This is a genomic window from Paraburkholderia piptadeniae (assembly GCF_900007165.1).
Classification (GTDB): domain Bacteria; phylum Pseudomonadota; class Gammaproteobacteria; order Burkholderiales; family Burkholderiaceae; genus Paraburkholderia; species Paraburkholderia piptadeniae.
Genome location: NZ_CYGY02000008.1, coordinates 3,641 through 21,139 on the forward strand (window position 1 = coordinate 3,641; position 17,499 = coordinate 21,139).

Genomic DNA, 17,499 nt, shown 5'->3' on the forward strand with positions numbered 1-17,499 from the left:
TGCGGAAGGTGCGGAAGGCGCCGAAGGTGCCGCTGATGCAGCAGCCGGCCCGGCCGCCGACGCCGGACACGTCACGCTCGCACCGCGCGCCGGTGCCGCCGCGAGATTGCGCACGGCGGCCGCGATTTCCGTCGAGAGCTGCTGAACCGCGCGCCGATGGCCTTCGGCGAGCGCATCATAGCCGCCGGACACCGGTTCGCCGATCACGCTGCGGCACGTCAGCACCGCCTGCGTGCGCACCGCGCGCACGCTCCACACGGCGTCGATCAGTGCGTGCGAGCCGGGCCACGACTCGAAGCGCTGCACGTTCACGCTGATGCGGTACACGGGCACGCGATCGGGATACGGCGTGCCGTACACGTCGATCGTACCCAGTTGCTGCGTCAGCGAGCCGGACAGAGCGCGGCGGATCTCGTCGCCGGGCAGCGACGCCCAGCGCTCCTGTTCGAGCACCTGCACCTGGGTTGGCCCCGTCTGCACGACGAGCTGGTTCTTCGCCACTTGCGACGGCACGTCGACGGGCGGCACTTCGATCAGAAACGCAGGGTTGCTCGCGGTGCGCACGGCGTCCTGCGACGTATCGCCGGCGGAAAGCGTATAGAAGCGGCTCGCAGGCGACGAGCACGCGGCGAGCGCCGCAAGCAGCGCGGTGGACAGCGCCAGCGCGGCGACGCGCATCGTTCGGTGGACGCGGGCAAACGTCATGGCTTGTCTCCTGATTTACCGCGCAGCAGCGATTCGGGATGGCGTTCGAGATAGTCGGACAACGCATTCAGCGACTGCAGCGTGCGCGTCAGCTCCTGCAGCGCCTGATGCACGTCGGATTGCAGCGGCGAGTCCTGCTGCAATGTCGCCTCCGCCGAGCCGAACGTCTGCTTTGCGGCCGCAAGCGTGTCGCGCGCCTGCGGCACGACTTCCTTGTCAAGCCGCGTGAAGAGCTGGTCGGCGTTCTTCAGCGCGGTGTTCAGGTTGTTGCCGATCTGGTCGAACGGCACCTGATCGAGCTTCTTCGCGATGTCGGCGACTTGCAGCTGCAGTTCGTCGAGCGTGTTCGGGATCGTCGGCAGCTCGATCGGATCGCGCGAAACGTCGGACGTCGCGGGCGGCGCCTTCGGGAACAGATCAAGCGCGACATACAGCTGGCCCGTCAGCAGGTTGCCGGTGCGAAGCTGGCCGCGCAGGCCGTGCTTGACGAGCGCCTGCAGCATCTTGCGGCTCGCTTCCGTGCCCGTATCGGGCACGGGCTGGCCCTTGGTGCGGCGGCGCAGACGGTCGGGATACAGATCCATCGTGACGGGCATCGTGAAGTTCTTCGTCTGCGGATCGTATTCGACGCCGATGTTCGTCACCTGGCCGAGCACGATGCCGCGGAAATCGACGGCCGCGCCGGGCGACAGCCCGCGCAGCGACTGGTTGAAGTTCATCACGACGTGCACGGGCACGCCGTCGGGCTCGCGCATCGCATCCCCTTCATCCGAGCCGAGGCGGAACGCCATATTGTTCGGCGCCTGCGCGCCGACGGCTTGGCCCGGCGGCGACTGGAACGCGAGCCCGCCGACGATCACCGTCGCGAGCGACTGCGTGTTCAGCTTGAAGCCGCTCGAATCGAGCCGCACATCGACGCCGCTCGCGTGCCACCAGCGCGAGTTCGTGCCGACGTACTGATCGAACGGCGCGCTCACGAACACCTGCACGGTTACGCCCGTGCCGTCCTTGTCGAGCGAAAAGCCCGTCACCTGGCCGACCTGCACGCGCCGGTAGAACACGGGCGAGCCGATGTCGATCGAGCCGAGCGATTCGCCGCGCAGCGTGAACTGGCGGCCTTTCTGGTCGACGGTGACGGCGGGCGGCGATTCGAGGCCGACGAACTGTGTCTGCGTCTCGGTCGAGCGGCCGCCGTCCACGCCGATATACGCGCCCGACAGCAGCGTGCCGAGCCCCGACACGCCGCTTGCGCCGATGCGCGGACGCACGACCCAGAAGCGGCTGTCCTTCACCGCAAAGTCTTCGGCTTCCTTCGTCAGCTGGACCTCGACGTTGACGCGCGAATGGTTCTTCGCGAGCCTGATCGACTTCACGAAGCCGATGTCGACGTCCTTGTACTTGACCTTCGTCTTGCCGGGCTCGAGCCCTTCCGCGCTGACGAAGGTGATCGTGATGGTCGGCCCCTTTTCGAGCACCGACTTCACCACGAGCCCGACGCCGATCAGCGCCGCGATCAGCGGAATCACCCAGACGAGCGAAGGCAGCCAGCCGCGTTTCGTGACGATCTCGGGTTCGGGGACGGGCGGCTCGCTGCGCGGCGCGCCGCCCGGTGGCGTCGGCTCTTGAGGGCTATTCATGTGGTGGGTCCTGAAGTATTGCGGTTCGCGCGGGCTGCGTCGCCTGTGCCTTTGTCCACGTCGTCCCAGATGAGGCGCGGATCGAACTGCATCGACGCGATCATCGTGAGGATCACGACCGATCCGAACGCGAGCGCGCCCGGCCCCGCCGTGATGACGGCGAGCGACTTGAAGCGCACGAGCGCGACCGTCAGCGTGATGACGAAGATGTCGAGCATCGACCAGCGGCCGATGCGCTCGACGATCCGGTAGAGCTTCGTGCGCTCGAGCGGACGCCACGTCGAATGGCGCTGCGCGGTGATGGTCAGAAGCGCGAGCACCGTGAGCTTGAGCATCGGCACGAGAATGCTCGCGACGAACACAATGACGGCAAGCGGCCAGTCGCCCGACGTCCAGAAGTAGACGACGCCGCTCATGATGGTGTCGTCCTCCGCGCCGAGCAGCGATGCCGTATGCATCACGGGCAGCAGGTTCGCGGGAATGTAGAGCACCGCGGCGGCGATCAGCAGCGCCCAGGTGCGCATCAGGCTGTCGGGGTTACGCCGGTGCAGGAGCGCGCCGCAGCGATTGCAGCGTTGCGGCTCTTTCGAGCGCACACGCATCTGCACGCGCGAGCACGCGTGACAGCCGACGAGACCGGCGCGCGAGGCCGTCGTGTATTTCATCGGCCGGTCATCCCTGGTGCGGCGCGGCCGGTCCATCGACGCCGGGTTTGCCTGTGTCGCGTCCGGCCTGATCGGCATCGCCGTCATCCCCTTCGCCTTCGCGCGCATGGCGCTCGCGCCGCGCCTCCAGCACGCCGAGACTTTCGGCGACGTCCCACAGCGTGCGCGGATCGAAGGTGACGACCACGACGAACATCAGCGTGAGCGCGCCGAACGCGAACATCGCCGCCTCGGGGATCACGCGCGCGAGACTCACCATTTTCACGATCGTCACGAGCACGCCGAGCATGAACACTTCGATCATGCCCCACGGGCGCACGAACTGGATCGCGCGCAGCACCTGGTTGAAGCCGGGCGGCACGATGCCGGCGCGAATGGGGATCAGCAGATAGAGCAGCGCCGTCAGTTCGGTGAGCGGGAAAAGAAACGTCGAGCAGAGCACCATTACCGCGACGATCTGCATGTCTTCGTTCCACAGCGCGACGATGGCGCCGATCAGGCTGGTCTGCGACGTGATGCCGTTGGTTTCAAGCTCAACGATCGGAAAGCCCTGCGCGATCAGGAACGTGATCAGCGCGGCCATTGTCATCGCGGTGATGCCTTCCAGCCGTCCCGACGCGCTCCCGTACAGGATCGCGCCGCATCGCGGGCAGCGCGCCGTCCGCCTGCGTCCGAGGCGGGGTTTCTGGAACAGCGCGTCGCATTCGTGACAGGCAATCAGATGGTCATGTTCCATGCAGGCGATCGGAAAACAGGAAGCGATGTGTCGTCGTGTCTGTGGTTGGACCTTACGGCCGGTTACGGCGCGTTGCATGCGGCGTGAAAGGGCATGCGGGAGGCGCGCGGCACGGCTTGGGGGCAATAGTATCAAAGCTCGCATGGATGACGTCCGTCGGTGTGCACTGACGGATGCCCGGCGAATGGACTGACGTTCGTCGGCTTGCCGCGGGCTTTGTCCGACAGATGCAGCGCTCATGGGTTCAAACCGCGACAGCAAATTTCGCGCCGCGTGCAAAGCCGCCAGCCAGCCGAAGCGGCTTGCGGTACGATTAGCGCCGCGAGCCGTTGGTGCGCCGAAGTCGGACGCGGCGGAATAACGGCATCGACTGCGTCGTTTTACTTACAGATTGGCGTCGTTTCTGTCATGGCACACACTTCTTCGCTTCGTTCGTTCTCCGCACGGGCTTCGTCGTACACGTCGACGGCCATTGCGCTGCATTGGCTGATCGCGCTGCTGATTGTCTGCGGCTTCGCGCTCGGATGGGTGATGACGGACATCCCCGGCTTCACGCCGACCAAGCTCAAGTACTTCTCGTGGCACAAATGGATCGGCGTGACCGTGTTCGCGCTCGTCGTGCTGCGCCTCATCTGGCGCGCGACGCATGCCGTGCCGCCGATGCCCTCTCATATGGCCGCTTGGCAGCGCGGCATCGCGCATCTCACGCATTTCCTGCTGTATGTGCTGATGGTGGCGATTCCCGTGTCGGGCTATCTGTTCAGCTCGGCGGCGAACGTGCCCGTCGTCTATCTCGGGCTCGTGCCGCTGCCGCGTCTGATCGCCCCCGATCCGCACCTGAAGGAAGTGCTGAAGTCGGTCCACATCGTGCTCAATTACACGCTTCTCGGGCTGGTCGTGCTGCACATGCTGGCGGCCGTCAAACATCAATGGTTCGATCGCGACGGTTTGCTGTCGCGGATGATCCCTTTCCTCAAATAAGGATAAACATGAAGGTTTCGTTCTATCGCTACATGCTCGCTGCGTTTGCTGCCGCATCGATGGCCGCGTCGGGTGTTGCGTTCGCGCAGGTCGACATGGGCAAGAGCACGGTCACGGTGACGTCGAAGCAGATGAACGTGCCCGTCGAAGGCAAGTTCGGCAAGTTCACCGCGCAAGTCTCGTTCGATTCTTCGAAGCCGACGTCGGGTAGTGCGCAGGTCACGATCGATACGTCGAGCTACGATCTCGGCGACGAAAGCTACAACGAGCAGGTGCGCGGCAAGGATTGGTTCGATTCGAAGACGTATCCGACGGCGACCTTTGTATCCAGCGCGATCGCGCCCGCAGGCACCAACCAGTTCAAGGTCACGGGCAAGCTGACGATGAAGGGCAAGTCGCAGACGGTCGTCGTGCCCGTCACGGTGACGAAGCAGGGCGCCGCGCAAGTTTACGACGGCTCGCTGTCCGTCAAGCGTTCGCAGTTCGATATCGGCACGGGCGAATGGAAGGATACGTCGGTGGTCGCGGACGATGTGACGATCAAGTTCCACATCGTCGCCGCGAGCAAGTGATTCATCGCATGCACACAGAAAGGAGAATGAAGTGAAACCGATGCTTTTGATTGTTGCCGGCGCAGTGGCGTCGTCGATTGCGGCAGGTGCGTTTGCTGCCGATACGTATCAGCTCGATCCGACGCACACCTATCCGAGCTTCGAAGCCGATCATATGGGCGGCGTGTCCACGTGGCGCGGCAAGTTCACGAAAAGCTCGGGCATGGTGACGCTCGATCGCGGAGCGAAGACGGGCACGGTGGACGTCTCGGTGGATACATCATCGATCCAGATCGGCAACACGAAGCTCGAGGAGCATCTGCGTTCGCCCGATTTCTTCGACGTCGCCAAGTATCCGACTGCAACGTACAAAGGCACGGCGGTCAGGTTCGATGGCGATACGCCCGTCGCCGTGGACGGCCAGTTCACGATGAGGGGTGTCACGAAGCCGCTGAGCCTGAAGATCGAATCGTTCAAATGCATCCAGCATCCCGTGCTGAAGCGCGAAGTGTGCGGTGTGGAAGCGGAGGGCGAGTTCAACCGCGCGGACTATGGAATGGACTTCGGCACCAAATATGGTTTCAGCATGAAGACGGTGCTGCATATCCAGGCGGAAGGCATCAAGCAGTAAGCGCTTTCGCCTGAACCGGCGTGCAAGCCGCTTCGTCCGCATTCGCGGCGAAGCGGTTTTTTTTATTGGTTTTTTTCTTCATGATGACAGGCGAGACGGTGAGCACCCTGGCGCTTTCACGTCTCGTGCAGATTGCTTTTTTGCGGTACATAGTGACGGCAGACGCCGGACCGGTTGTGCGCGCATCGAGTCCGGCAAACATGACAGAAGCGGGCAATCTCCGCTGATTGCCACGACAACGACTACCTCGCGCGCACCTGGAGATCCGCAATGAGTTCAACGATAGCCGCGAGCGCGGCGCAAAGTCGTCCCGATACGTGGCGCACCGTGATTGCCGCATCGATCGGCAATGCGCTGGAATGGTTCGATCTCGTCGTCTATGGGTTTTTCGCCGTCGTCATTTCGAAGCTGTTCTTTCCGGCGGGCAACGATACGGTGTCGCTGCTGCTGACGCTCGGCACGTTCGGCGTGTCGTTCTTCATGCGGCCGCTGGGCGCGATCGTGCTCGGCGCCTATGCGGACCGGGCAGGGCGCAAGGCCGCGCTCACGCTGTCGATCGCGCTGATGATGATGGGCACGCTGATCATCGCCGTGCTGCCGACCTGGCAGTCGATCGGAATCGCCGCGCCGCTGATTCTTGTCGTCGCGCGGCTGATGCAGGGCTTCTCGGCGGGCGGCGAGTTCGGCAGCGCCACAGCGTTTCTCGCCGAGCACGTGCCGGGCCGGCGCGGTTATTTCGCGAGCTGGCAGATCGCGAGCCAGGGTTTGACGACGCTGCTGGCCGCACTGTTCGGTGTCGTGCTGACGGGCGAGCTGTCGCCGGAACAGCTGAGCGCATGGGGCTGGCGCGTGCCGTTCTTCTTCGGCCTGCTGATCGGGCCTGTCGCGTGGTATATCCGCACGAAGCTCGATGAAACGCCCGAATTCCTCGCCGCCGAAACCACGCAGACGCCGATCCGCGATACGTTCGCGAGCCAGAAGGCGAGGCTCTTCATCGGCATGGGCATCGTCGTGCTCGGAACGGTGTCGACGTATCTCGTGCTGTTCATGCCGACTTATGCGATCAAGCAACTGGGCCTCGCGCCTTCCGTTGCATTCGCGGCCATCTCGCTCGTGGGCGTGATCCAGCTGGTGTTCTCGCCGATCGTCGGCCATCTGTCGGACCGCTACGGGCGCGTGCGGATCATGCTCGTGCCCGCCGTGCTGCTGTTCCTGCTGATCCTGCCGGCGTTCACGTATCTCGTCGCGCATCCGACCTTCGGCACGTTGATGCTGATGCAGATCGTGTTCGGCTTCCTGATGACGGGCTATTTCGGCTCGCTGCCGGGCCTGCTGTCGGAGATCTTCCCGGTGCAGACGCGCACGACGGGCATGTCGCTCGCCTATAACATCGCCGTGACGATCTTCGGCGGTTTCGGCCCGTTCATCATCGCGTGGCTGATTCGCGCGACGGATTCGAAGGTCGCGCCGAGCTTTTATCTGATGTTCGCGGCCGTCGTGAGCGTGATCGCGCTGGTGGCGGCGCGGCGCAAGCTCGGGTTCAGATGATCGCTTTGACCGCTACGCCGCAGCCGTAAACGACAAAGGCCGGTTCAGTTTCGAACCGGCCTTTTGTTTATGCTTCGGAACGTCTCAAACGCTACCGATCAAACCTGCGCGCCTGCGTTCGGATCGTTCGGATCGTGGCGTTCCTTCTTTTCCTTCAGCAGGTCTTCACGCTTCACGCCGAACCACATCGCCAGCGCCGCCGCGACGAACACCGACGAGTAGATGCCGAACAGAATGCCGACCGTCAGCGCGAGCGCGAAATAGTGCAGCGTCGGGCCGCCGAACAGGAACATCGACAGCACCATCATCTGCGTACAGCCGTGCGTGATGATCGTACGCGACATCGTGCTCGTGATTGCGTGGTTGATCACTTCCATCACGCTCATCTTGCGTTCGCGGCGGAAGGTCTCGCGAATCCGGTCGAAGATAACCACCGATTCGTTCACCGAGTAGCCGAGCACCGCGAGCACGGCGGCCAGCACCGACAGTGAGAACTCCCACTGGAAGAATGCGAAGAAGCCGAGAATGATCACGACGTCGTGCAGGTTTGCGATCACGCCCGCGATCGCGTACTTCCACTCGAAGCGGAACGACAGATAGATCACGATGCCGGCGACCACGCACGCGAGCGCGAGCAGGCCGTCGGTCGCGAGCTCCTTGCCGACCTGCGGACCGACGAACTCGACGCGTTGCAGCTTCGCGTTAGCGTCCTGGCCCTTCAGCGCGGACATCACCTGATCGCTTTGCTGCGCCGAGGTCAGCCCCTGCTTCAGCGGCAGACGGATCAGCACGTCGCGCGAGGTGCCGAAGTTCTGCACCTGCGCGTCGCCGTAGCCGATTTTCGTCAGCGTGTCGCGCACGGGTTCGAGCGGCACCGCGCCCGGATACTGCACTTCGATGACCGTGCCGCCCGTGAACTCCACGGAAAGATGCAGCCCGCGATGCAGCAGGAAAAACACAGCGGCGATGAACGTCAGCAGCGAGATCGCGTTGAAGATCAACGCGCGCTGCATGAACGGAATGTCTTTACGGATGCGGAAAAATTCCATGTTCTCTGTCTCCGGGACTCAGCGGGATGAACCCGGTTTCTTCGTGCCACCCGGCGCGTTGCGGTTGCGCAGCGTTGGCTTGCCGGTGCGGGCTTGCGCGCCGGCGGGCGCCTTCGCCTTGGCCTTCGGCGCCGTTGTTGCCGCCATCGCGCGCGCCGTGTCGGTGTCCGTGTCGGCGTTGTCGAGGTAAGCCGTTGCGCCGTCGGCGGCAGCGGGCTTCCACACCTGGCCGACAGCCAGCGACTTCAGCTTCTTCTTGCCGCCGTACCACATGTTCACGAGACCGCGCGAGAAGAACACGGCTGAGAACATCGACGTCAGAATGCCGATACAGTGCACGACGGCAAAGCCGCGCACCGGGCCCGAGCCGAACGCAAGCAACGCGAGACCGGCGATCAGCGTCGTCACGTTCGAGTCGAGAATCGTCGCCCATGCGTGCGCGTAGCCGTTCTGGATCGCCAGTTGCGGCGGCGCGCCGTTGCGCAGCTCTTCGCGCACGCGCTCGTTGATCAGCACGTTCGCGTCGATCGCCATACCGAGCGCGAGCGCGATAGCGGCGATGCCCGGCAGCGTCAGCGTGGCCTGCAGCATCGACAGGATCGCGATCAGCAGCAGCAGGTTCACCGACAGCCCGATCATCGAGATCAGGCCGAACAGCATGTAGTACGCGATCATGAACGCCGCGATCGCGATGAAGCCGTAGACGACGGAATCGAAGCCCTTCTTGATGTTGTCCGCGCCAAGGCTCGGGCCGATCGTGCGTTCTTCGATGATGTCCATCGGCGCCGCGAGCGAGCCGGCGCGCAGCAGCAGCGCGAGGTCCGTTGCCGCTTGCGGCGTCGGCTGGCCCGTGATCTGGAAGCGGTCGCCCAGTTCCGACTGGATCGTCGCAACCGTCAGCACTTCGCCCTTGCCCTTTTCGAACAGCACCATCGCCATCGGCTTGCCGATGTTGTCGCGCGACACGCTGCGCACCGCGCGGCCGCCCGCCGAATCGAGACGGATGTTGACGGAAGGACGCTGGTGCTCGTCGAAGCCCGCCGACGCGTCGATGATGCGGTCGCCCGTGAAGATCACGGCCTTGCGCAGCAGCACGGGTGCCTGGTTGCCCTGCGTGAACAGTTCGTCGCCGGCCGGCACGGGATCGCTCGGGTTCGGATGCAGGCCGTTCGGATCGGCGAGACGCGCTTCGAGCGTCGCCGTCCGGCCGATGATGTCCTTCGCCTTCGCCGTGTCCTGCACGCCCGGCAGCTCGACGACGATGCGATCGGGGCCTTGCTGCTGGATCACCGGCTCGGCCACGCCGAGTTCGTTGACGCGGTTATGCAGCGTCGTGATGTTCTGCTTGAGCGCCGCGTCCTGCACCGTCTTCTGCACGGCCGGCGTGAACGTGCCCACCACCTGGAAGCCACCGCTCGGGTTCGGCTGCGTGGCCCACTGCAGTTCGTTCACGCCCGCTTGCAGTTGCGTGAGCGCGTTTTCCGCGGCACTCTGGTCCGCGAAATTGACGACGACCGACTGGCCGACGCGATTCACGCCGCCGTCGCGGATGTTCTTGTCGCGCAACAGCGTGCGCGCATCCGAGGCGTCCGAATCCAGCTTCTTGTTCAGCGCGCCCGCCATGTCGACCTGCAGCAGGAAGTGCACGCCGCCGCGCAGGTCCAGACCGAGATACATCGGCAGCGCGTGCAGGGCCGTTAGCCAGTGCGGCGATGCGCTCTGCAGGTTCAGCGCGACGATGTACTGCGGATCGGTCGGGTCGCTATTGAGCGACTTTTGCAGCAGGTCCTTGACGCGCAACTGCGTGTCGGTGTCCTTCACGCGCACGCGAATGTTCGCGTTCAACGTGGAGTTGTCGAACGTGACGTCGTCCGGCTTGATCTGGCTCGATGCGAGCGACGCTTCGACCAGCGACAGCGTGGCCGAATCGAGCTTCACCGTGGCCTTGCCGCTCGACACCTGCACCGCCGGCGCTTCGCCGAAGAAATTGGGCAGCGTGTACACGAGGCCGATGACGAGCGCCACCAGCATCACGACATATTTCCAGAGGGGATAACGATTCATGGAGTGGTCCAACGGGAGGTTGGCTTGAGTGCGATGCGTCCGGCGATGAGCGCGGCGAGCGGAAGCGCCTGGGCGGGCTTCGACCGGCGCGAGGCCGCGCCGGACGCGAGAGAGCAGGCCTTACAGCGACTTCAGGGTGCCCTTCGGCAGAATGGTCGTGACCGACGCCTTCTGCACGGTGATTTCAGTGCCTTCCGCGATTTCGACGCCAACATAGGCTTCGCCGACCTTGGTCACCTTGCCGACGATGCCGCCGTTCGTCACCACTTCGTCGCCTTTCGCCATCGCGGCAAGCATGTTGCGGTGTTCCTTCTGGCGCTTCATTTGCGGGCGAATCATGATGAAGTAGAGCACCGCGAACATCAGAATCAACGGCAGGAAGCTCATCAGGCTCGATTCGGCGCCACCTGCTGCACTGCCTTGCGCGAAGGCATTGGAAATGAACGACACGTTGGTCTCTCCGTTATAACAATCAAAAAAATCAGCCGGTTATTCTACCACCGGCCATTTACGGGACGGCACCCGGAACAGGTTTTCCTGACAGGCTGTCAAGGGGTTTCGGGCGTTTCTCCGAAAGTAAATTGTAATGTCTGCTGCGCTATGTGGGAGGATGCTTTTCGCGCGGCGCCCGACGTGCTTCCGTCGCGCCTCGTTTAACTTTAGTCCGTCCCGCGCGCCCGGTTTTCATGAAATAGCTTCTTGAACGTGTCGAACATCTGCGCGCCGATGGCATCGCGCATTTCCTGCATCAGTTCGAGGTAGTAGTGCAGGTTGTGGATCGTGTTCAACTGCGCGCCGAGAATTTCACCGACGCGATGCAGATGGTGCAGGTAGCCGCGCGTGAAGTTGCGGCACGTGTAGCAGCCGCATTGCTCGTCGAGCGGGCGCAGCGAGTTCTTGTGCGTCGCGTTGCGGATCTTGATGTCGCCGTAGCGCGTGAAGAGCCAGCCGTTGCGCGCGTTGCGGGTCGGCATCACGCAGTCGAACATGTCGACGCCCGCCGCGACGCCCGCGACGAGGTCTTCCGGCGTTCCGACGCCCATCAGGTAGTGCGGCTTGTCGGCGGGCAGCTTCGGGCCGATGTGGTTCAGCACGCGCATCATGTCTTCCTTCGGCTCGCCGACGGACAGCCCGCCGATCGCGAAGCCATGAAAGCCGATCTCCGACAGCCCCGCGAGCGACTCGTCGCGCAGGTCTTCGAACATGCCGCCCTGGACGATGCCGAAGAGCGCGTTCGGATTGCCGAGCCGGTTGAATTCGTCGATCGAGCGCTTCGCCCAGCGCATCGACATGCGCATCGAGTCGGCGGCGTCCTCGTGCGACGTCGGCACGTCGTTGGTCGCATAGGGCGTGCATTCGTCGAACTGCATCACGATGTCCGAGTTCAACACCTTCTGGATCTGCATCGACACTTCCGGCGACAGGAACAGCTTGTCGCCGTTGATCGGCGACGCGAACGTCACGCCGTCTTCGGTGATCTTGCGCAGATCGCCGAGCGAGAAGACCTGAAAGCCGCCCGAATCGGTGAGAATCGGCCGCTTCCAGCCCATGAAGCCGTGCAGGCCGCCGTGCGCCGCGATCGTTTCGAGACCGGGGCGCAGCCACAGGTGAAACGTGTTGCCGAGGATGATCTGCGCGCGGATTTCTTCGAGCTCGCGCGGCTGGATCGCCTTCACGGTGCCGTACGTGCCGACGGGCATGAAGATCGGCGTTTCGATCACGCCGTGATTGAGCGTCAGACGTCCGCGGCGCGCCTGGCCGTCGGTTTTCAGCAGCTCGAACTTCAGGCCGTTGTCGGGGCGAACGTGGTCGCCAAGGTAGGCGACGTGGTCCGCGCGTGCAGCGTTGTTGTGACCGTCGGTCATTGAATACTCCTTTGCTACCGTGTCGAGCCGGAGTTAGCGCTTTAGCGCTTACTCCGGTCCCATGCAAAGCTAAACAGTCCGGCGCAGATGATAAACGCCGCCAGAAGATTGCCGGCGGCGGTGATGGATTATGCGTTCAGCGCGTCGTCGCTGCGCGTGAGCAGCATCGCGTCGCCGTAGCTGAAAAAGCGGTAGCGCTCCTCGATTGCATGCCGATACGCCGCGCGTATCGTCTCGATGCCCGCGAACGCGGACACGAGCATCAGCAGCGTCGACTTTGGCAAATGGAAATTCGTCACCAGCCGGTCGACCACGCGAAACCTGTAGCCCGGCGTGATGAAAATATCCGTGTCGGCGCTCGTCGCGGCAAGCGGGCGGCCCGCGGCTTCGGCGTCGCGCGCGGCGGCTTCGAGCGCGCGCATCGACGTCGTGCCCACCGCGATCACGCGATTGCCACGCGCCTTCGTCGCCGTGATCCTGTCGACCAGCGACTGCGGCAACTGATACCACTCGCTATGCATCTTGTGCTCGGCGATGTTGTCGACGCGTACCGGCTGGAACGTGCCCGCGCCGACGTGCAGCGTGAGCGTCGCGCGCTCGACGCCTTTTTCGTCGAGCCGCGCGAAGATCGAGTCGTCGAAATGCAGGCCGGCCGTGGGCGCGGCGACGGCGCCCGGGTTTTGCGCGTACACCGTCTGATAGCGCGTTTCGTCGAAAGCGTCGGGGTCGTGCTCGATATACGGTGGCAGCGGCAGACGGCCGTATTGCTCGATGAGCGTCAGGCAGTCGCCCGGGAAGTGCAGCGTGTAGAACGGCTCGACGCGCTCGCCCACCGTGACCTCGAACGCGTCGGCGAGACGCAGCGTCGTGCCCGGCCCCGGGCTCTTGCTCGCGCGGATCTGCGCGAGCGCGGTGCGCTCGCCCGTCAGACGCTCGACGAGGACTTCGATCTTGCCGCCACTGGCCTTCTGGCCGAGGAACCGCGCCTTCAGCACTTTGGTATCGTTGAATACGAGCAGATCGCCGGCGTCGACGAGCTCGGGCAGCTCGGCGAAATGGCGGTCCGCGAACGTCGCGGGCTTCGTCTGCCCATTCACTTCGAGCAGACGGCTCGCGCTGCGCTCGGGCAAGGCGACTTGCGCGATCAACTCGGGCGGCAGGTCGAAATCGAAATCGGAAAGCGTGAACATGCGGACTGATGTGATGCGCTGATGCGATATGAAACTGGATTGCCGTCTCGGACGGAACAGGGCTGAAACGAAGCCGGCCGGGCGACGGGATCGACGACTCGATCCATAGCGGGTACGCCGGCGGCCGTCGAGCGGCTATGATTGCGGGACATTGCCGCAGCGGTCATGCATGCGTGCCCGACTGGCGCGCGCTGGCCGCCAAACTTCTGAAGCCGTTATTGTACTTGCGAAGCGACTCATGCCTTTGTCCGATAGCCGTTCACCCCTCGACACCGACGACGCAGACGCTCCGAAGAAGCGCCGCGCCGCGCGGAGCAAGGCGGGCGCGGACGCGGCTCAGGACCCCGCTGTGCCCGACGCTCAAGACGCGAAGAAGCCCGCCGCGAAAAAGCCCACGCTCGCCAAGACAGCCGACAAGCTCGCGAAGCTCGGCCTCACGCGCGACATCGACCTCGTGCTGCATCTGCCTATGCGCTACGAGGACGAAACCTCGCTGACGCCGGTCGGCGAACTGCTGCCCGGCGGAGTCGCGCAAACGGAAGGCGTCGTGTTCGACAACGAGATCGCGTACCGGCCGCGCCGCCAGTTGCTGGTGAAGATGCGCGACGACGCGGGCGACGAGCTGATCCTGCGCTTCCTCAATTTCTACGGCTCGCAGGTCAAGCAGATGTCGGTCGGCGTGCGGCTGCGTGTGCGCGGCGACGTGCGCGGCGGCTTCTTCGGGATGGAGATGGTGCATCCCGCGGTGCGCGTCGTCGATGAAGACACGCCGCTGCCGCGAGCGCTCACGCCCGTCTATCCGAGCACGGCGGGCGTTTCGCAGGCGTATCTGCGCAAGGCGATCGACAACGCGCTGTCGCGCACGTCGTTGCCGGAGCTGTTGCCCGAGCCCGTCGCGCGGCAATATTTGCAGCCGCTCGACGTGCCGCAGCTGATGGACGCCGTGCGCACGCTGCACCATCCCACTTCACATGCCGACGAAACGGCGCTGATCGACGGCACGCATCCCGCGTGGACGCGCATCAAGTTCGAGGAACTGCTCGCGCAACAGATGTCGCTCAAGCGCGCGCACGAAGAGCGCCGCACGCGCGCCGCGCCCGCGATGCCGCGCCGTTCGCCTGCCGACGACGCATCGCTTGTCGCGCGTCTGTTGAAGGCGCTGCCGTTTGCGCTGACGGGCGCGCAGCAGCGCGTGAGCGCGGAGATCGCACACGATCTGACGCAGCCGCATCCGATGCAACGTCTGTTGCAGGGCGACGTCGGCAGCGGCAAGACGATCGTCGCGGCGCTCGCGGCCGCTCAGGCCATCGACGCCGGTTATCAGGCCGCAATGATGGCGCCCACGGAGATCCTCGCCGAACAGCACGCGCGCAAGCTGCGCGGCTGGCTGGAGCCGCTCGGCGTGACCGTTGCGTGGCTCGCGGGCAGCCTCAAGACGAAGGAAAAGCGCAGTGCGCTCGAAGCGGCGGCGCTCGGCACCGCGCAACTCGTGATTGGAACGCACGCGATCATTCAGGACGCGGTCGAATTCGCGCGGCTCGGCCTCGTGATCGTCGACGAACAGCATCGCTTCGGCGTCGAGCAGCGGCTTGCGCTGCGCGCGAAAGCCCAGAACGCCGCCGACGGCGCGCGCGACTTCCAGCCGCATCAGCTGATGATGTCCGCGACGCCGATCCCGCGCACGCTCGCGATGACGTACTACGCGGACCTCGACGTATCGACGATCGACGAACTGCCGCCGGGCCGCACGCCGATCCTGACCAAGCTGGTGTCCGACGGACGCCGCGACGAAGTGATCGGCCGCGTGCGCGAAGCAGCGTTGACGGGGCGCCAGGTGTACTGGGTCTGTCCGTTGATCGAGGAAAGCGAAACGCTGCAATTGCAGACGGCCGTCGAAACGTACGAAACGCTTGTCGCCGCACTGCCGGAGCTGAAGGTCGGCCTCGTGCACGGACGCCTGACGCCCGTCGAGAAAGCGGCCGTGATGGACGCGTTCACCCGCAACGAAGTGCAGTTGCTCGTCGCGACGACGGTGATTGAAGTGGGCGTCGACGTGCCGAATGCGTCGCTGATGGTGATCGAGCACGCGGAACGCTTCGGGCTCGCGCAGTTGCACCAACTGCGCGGACGGGTCGGGCGCGGCAGCGCGGCGTCGGTGTGCGTGCTGATGTATTCGGGGCCGCTGTCGATGACGGCGCGCGCGCGGCTGCAGACGATGCGCGAAACCACCGATGGCTTCGAAATCGCCCGTCGCGACCTGGAAATTCGCGGCCCCGGAGAATTTCTCGGCGCGCGCCAGTCGGGCGCCGCGATGCTGCGTTTCGCGGATCTCGAAAACGACGGCTGGCTGATCGAACCGGCGCGCGAAGCGGCCGCGACGCTGCTTGCGCAGTATCCGAACGTCGTCACGCAGCATCTTTTGCGCTGGCTGAATACGCGCGAGCAGTATCTGAAGGCGTGACGGGGAAGCGCTTGCGCGCCGCAGCACAAGTGAAGGCGGCTTGAAGGTTGGCGAATTGGCCCCATAGGTGTATAACAGAAACCTATCGAATCTATCGCCCTGATTGGTCCCCAATGACCCTCACAGAACTGAAATATATCGTCGCCGTTGCCCGCGAGCGCCATTTCGGCCGAGCGGCGGAAGCGTGTTTCGTGAGCCAGCCGACGTTGTCGGTCGCGATCAAGAAGCTCGAAGACGAACTGAACGTGCAGATCTTCGAACGCGGCACGAGCGAAGTCAGCGTTACGCCGATTGGCGAGCAGATCGTCACGCAGGCGCAGCGCGTGCTCGAGCAGACGCTCGCGATCAAGGAAATCGCGAAGCAGGGCAAGGACCCGCTCGTCGGGCCGCTGCGCCTCGGCGTCATCTACACGATCGGACCGTACCTGCTGCCCACGCTCGTCAAGCAGATGATCAAGCGCGTCCCGCAGATGCCGCTGATGCTGCAGGAAAATTACACGCTCAAGCTGATCGAACTGCTCAAGCAGGGTGAGATCGATGTCGCGATCATGGCGCTGCCGTTTCCGGAAACGGGTCTGATGCTGCGTCCGCTGTACGACGAGCCGTTCGTCGTCGCGCTGCCGTCGGGACACGCGTGGGAGTCGCGCCACAAGATCGATCCGACCGACCTGAAGCAGGAAACGATGCTGCTGCTCGGCAGCGGGCACTGCTTCCGCGATCACGTGCTTGGCGTGTGTCCGGAATTGATGCGCTTCTCGCAGAACGCGGACGGCATCCAGAAGACGTTCGAAGGCTCGTCGCTGGAAACGATCCGGCATATGGTCGCGAGCGGCGTCGGCATTACCGTGCTGCCGCGCATGTCGGTGCATGAAGTGAAGGCGCACGCGGGCGGCGTCGATTCGGGGCTGCTCAGCTACGTGCCGTTCGACGACCCGGTGCCGGATCGCCGCGTCGTGCTCGCATGGCGCAAGAGCTTCACGCGGATGCCCGCCATCGACGCGATCTGCGACGCCGTCGCCGCGTGCGATCTGCCGGGCGTGAAGAAGCTCGATCTGCCCGCAGCCGTCAACTAAGAGTCTTTGCTGACGCATCCCGTTCGTCGGGATGCGCCGCCCGCCAGCCGCCGCCTTCTGCATGAGGCGGAGACTATTGAATACATAAAATTAATCAAATCGTCGTATTCGATAGTTTTTAATAAGATTCCTCCATGGGTCGCCGAGATCCGTCACAACAAATGGGAGGAATCATGCAGTCATCTACGTCGTCGTTGATCCCGTCTGTTTCCCCGTCGCCGCAGCAAGCGGCCCCTGCGGTGAATGCCGCGTCCAGCTTCAGGATCGTCGCGTTTGCACTGCTCGTCGATCGCGCGCTGGCTGCCTGACACGCTTTTCCTCTTATTCGAATTCCCCAAGACGG

17 protein-coding genes are annotated in these 17,499 nt (G+C 64.1%); 7 read left to right on the forward strand and 10 right to left on the reverse strand.

The features are described from left to right. The 4 genes from BN2476_RS02390 to BN2476_RS02405 form a co-directional block, all read right to left on the reverse strand. Positions 1-705: PqiC family protein (locus BN2476_RS02390; protein WP_143810888.1), on the reverse strand; the 705-nt coding region annotated here is incomplete at its 3' end. Continuing rightward, positions 702-2,342 carry a PqiB family protein gene (locus BN2476_RS02395; RefSeq protein ID WP_087732568.1) on the reverse strand — a complete coding sequence of 547 codons (1,641 nt, stop codon included), beginning with the start codon at positions 2,340-2,342 and terminating at the stop codon, positions 702-704. The genes BN2476_RS02395 and BN2476_RS02390, both read right to left, overlap by 4 nt. Then, positions 2,339-3,007, reverse strand: coding sequence for a paraquat-inducible protein A (locus BN2476_RS02400; RefSeq protein WP_087732667.1), 669 nt, complete (start codon positions 3,005-3,007; stop codon positions 2,339-2,341). Before BN2476_RS02400 ends, BN2476_RS02395 begins: the two co-directional genes overlap by 4 nt. A 7-nt stretch (positions 3,008-3,014) precedes the next feature. Continuing rightward, positions 3,015-3,743, reverse strand: coding sequence for a paraquat-inducible protein A (locus BN2476_RS02405; RefSeq protein ID WP_087732569.1), 729 nt, complete (start codon positions 3,741-3,743; stop codon positions 3,015-3,017). 408 nt (positions 3,744-4,151) lie between these two features. Between BN2476_RS02405 and BN2476_RS02410 the strand changes: the two genes are divergently transcribed. Genes BN2476_RS02410 through BN2476_RS02420 form a run of 3 tightly spaced genes read left to right on the forward strand, consistent with a single transcriptional unit; the run spans position 4,152 to position 5,906 of the window. Next, on the forward strand, positions 4,152-4,724 hold the full coding sequence (locus BN2476_RS02410) for a cytochrome b (RefSeq protein ID WP_087732570.1): 573 nt from the start codon (positions 4,152-4,154) through the stop codon (positions 4,722-4,724). A gap of 8 nt (positions 4,725-4,732) precedes the next feature. Beyond that, complete coding sequence (locus BN2476_RS02415; protein ID WP_087732571.1) at positions 4,733-5,296, forward strand: YceI family protein; 564 nt, start codon at positions 4,733-4,735, stop codon at positions 5,294-5,296. 40 nt (positions 5,297-5,336) lie between these two features. Beyond that, positions 5,337-5,906 (forward strand): YceI family protein, encoded by a 570-nt coding sequence (locus BN2476_RS02420; protein ID WP_087732572.1) that lies wholly within the window; start codon positions 5,337-5,339, stop codon positions 5,904-5,906. Here BN2476_RS02420 and BN2476_RS45280 read toward each other — a convergent pair. Then, positions 5,896-6,108, reverse strand: coding sequence for a hypothetical protein (locus tag BN2476_RS45280; protein WP_143810884.1), 213 nt, complete (start codon positions 6,106-6,108; stop codon positions 5,896-5,898). The genes BN2476_RS02420 and BN2476_RS45280 overlap by 11 nt on opposite strands. A gap of 68 nt (positions 6,109-6,176) precedes the next feature. Here BN2476_RS45280 and BN2476_RS02430 point away from each other — a divergent pair, with 68 nt between their 5' ends. After that, positions 6,177-7,454 (forward strand): MFS transporter, encoded by a 1,278-nt coding sequence (locus BN2476_RS02430; protein WP_087732574.1) that lies wholly within the window; start codon positions 6,177-6,179, stop codon positions 7,452-7,454. Between the two features lie 98 nt (positions 7,455-7,552). Here BN2476_RS02430 and secF read toward each other — a convergent pair whose 3' ends face one another. From secF to queA, 5 genes are all read right to left on the reverse strand, one after another. Beyond that, entirely contained in the window at positions 7,553-8,503 is a 951-nt protein-coding gene (secF, locus tag BN2476_RS02435) for a protein translocase subunit SecF (RefSeq protein ID WP_087732575.1), read from the reverse strand. A gap of 18 nt (positions 8,504-8,521) precedes the next feature. After that, entirely contained in the window at positions 8,522-10,567 is a 2,046-nt protein-coding gene (gene secD, locus BN2476_RS02440) for a protein translocase subunit SecD (RefSeq protein ID WP_087732576.1), read from the reverse strand. Positions 10,568-10,687: 120 nt separating this feature from the next. Beyond that, positions 10,688-11,017, reverse strand: coding sequence for a preprotein translocase subunit YajC (gene yajC / locus BN2476_RS02445; protein WP_012401902.1), 330 nt, complete (start codon positions 11,015-11,017; stop codon positions 10,688-10,690). A gap of 209 nt (positions 11,018-11,226) precedes the next feature. Then, on the reverse strand, positions 11,227-12,432 hold the full coding sequence (gene tgt / locus BN2476_RS02450) for a tRNA guanosine(34) transglycosylase Tgt (RefSeq protein ID WP_235850669.1): 1,206 nt from the start codon (positions 12,430-12,432) through the stop codon (positions 11,227-11,229). 128 nt (positions 12,433-12,560) lie between these two features. Next, positions 12,561-13,622 (reverse strand): tRNA preQ1(34) S-adenosylmethionine ribosyltransferase-isomerase QueA, encoded by a 1,062-nt coding sequence (queA, locus tag BN2476_RS02455; RefSeq protein ID WP_087732577.1) that lies wholly within the window; start codon positions 13,620-13,622, stop codon positions 12,561-12,563. A 238-nt stretch (positions 13,623-13,860) separates the two neighbouring features. On the opposite strand from queA, the gene recG reads away from it, so the two are divergent. From recG to BN2476_RS49255, 3 genes are all read left to right on the forward strand, one after another. Further along, entirely contained in the window at positions 13,861-16,083 is a 2,223-nt protein-coding gene (gene recG, locus BN2476_RS02460) for an ATP-dependent DNA helicase RecG (protein WP_087732578.1), read from the forward strand. Between the two features lie 113 nt (positions 16,084-16,196). Beyond that, positions 16,197-17,156 (forward strand): LysR substrate-binding domain-containing protein, encoded by a 960-nt coding sequence (locus tag BN2476_RS02465; RefSeq protein ID WP_087732579.1) that lies wholly within the window; start codon positions 16,197-16,199, stop codon positions 17,154-17,156. A gap of 173 nt (positions 17,157-17,329) precedes the next feature. Then, complete coding sequence (locus tag BN2476_RS49255) at positions 17,330-17,464, forward strand: hypothetical protein (RefSeq protein WP_268957850.1); 135 nt, start codon at positions 17,330-17,332, stop codon at positions 17,462-17,464. The last annotated feature ends 35 nt before the right edge of the window (positions 17,465-17,499 follow it).

Excerpts from the sequence above, each read along its gene's own strand:
- BN2476_RS02395 (WP_087732568.1), bottom strand. The coding sequence starts at position 2,342 with ATGAATAGCCCTCAAGAGCCGACGCCACCGGGCGGCGCGCCGCGCAGC.
- tgt (WP_235850669.1), bottom strand. The coding sequence starts at position 12,432 with ATGACCGACGGTCACAACAACGCTGCACGCGCGGACCACGTCGCCTAC.
- recG (WP_087732578.1), top strand. The coding sequence starts at position 13,861 with ATGCCTTTGTCCGATAGCCGTTCACCCCTCGACACCGACGACGCAGAC.
- BN2476_RS45280 (WP_143810884.1), bottom strand. The coding sequence starts at position 6,108 with ATGTTTGCCGGACTCGATGCGCGCACAACCGGTCCGGCGTCTGCCGTC.
- BN2476_RS02430 (WP_087732574.1), top strand. The coding sequence starts at position 6,177 with ATGAGTTCAACGATAGCCGCGAGCGCGGCGCAAAGTCGTCCCGATACG.
- BN2476_RS02400 (WP_087732667.1), bottom strand. The coding sequence starts at position 3,007 with ATGAAATACACGACGGCCTCGCGCGCCGGTCTCGTCGGCTGTCACGCG.
- secF (WP_087732575.1), bottom strand. The coding sequence starts at position 8,503 with ATGGAATTTTTCCGCATCCGTAAAGACATTCCGTTCATGCAGCGCGCG.
- BN2476_RS02415 (WP_087732571.1), top strand. The coding sequence starts at position 4,733 with ATGAAGGTTTCGTTCTATCGCTACATGCTCGCTGCGTTTGCTGCCGCA.
- BN2476_RS49255 (WP_268957850.1), top strand. The coding sequence starts at position 17,330 with ATGCAGTCATCTACGTCGTCGTTGATCCCGTCTGTTTCCCCGTCGCCG.
- BN2476_RS02420 (WP_087732572.1), top strand. The coding sequence starts at position 5,337 with ATGCTTTTGATTGTTGCCGGCGCAGTGGCGTCGTCGATTGCGGCAGGT.
- queA (WP_087732577.1), bottom strand. The coding sequence starts at position 13,622 with ATGTTCACGCTTTCCGATTTCGATTTCGACCTGCCGCCCGAGTTGATC.
- BN2476_RS02465 (WP_087732579.1), top strand. The coding sequence starts at position 16,197 with ATGACCCTCACAGAACTGAAATATATCGTCGCCGTTGCCCGCGAGCGC.
- BN2476_RS02405 (WP_087732569.1), bottom strand. The coding sequence starts at position 3,743 with ATGGAACATGACCATCTGATTGCCTGTCACGAATGCGACGCGCTGTTC.
- BN2476_RS02410 (WP_087732570.1), top strand. The coding sequence starts at position 4,152 with ATGGCACACACTTCTTCGCTTCGTTCGTTCTCCGCACGGGCTTCGTCG.
- secD (WP_087732576.1), bottom strand. The coding sequence starts at position 10,567 with ATGAATCGTTATCCCCTCTGGAAATATGTCGTGATGCTGGTGGCGCTC.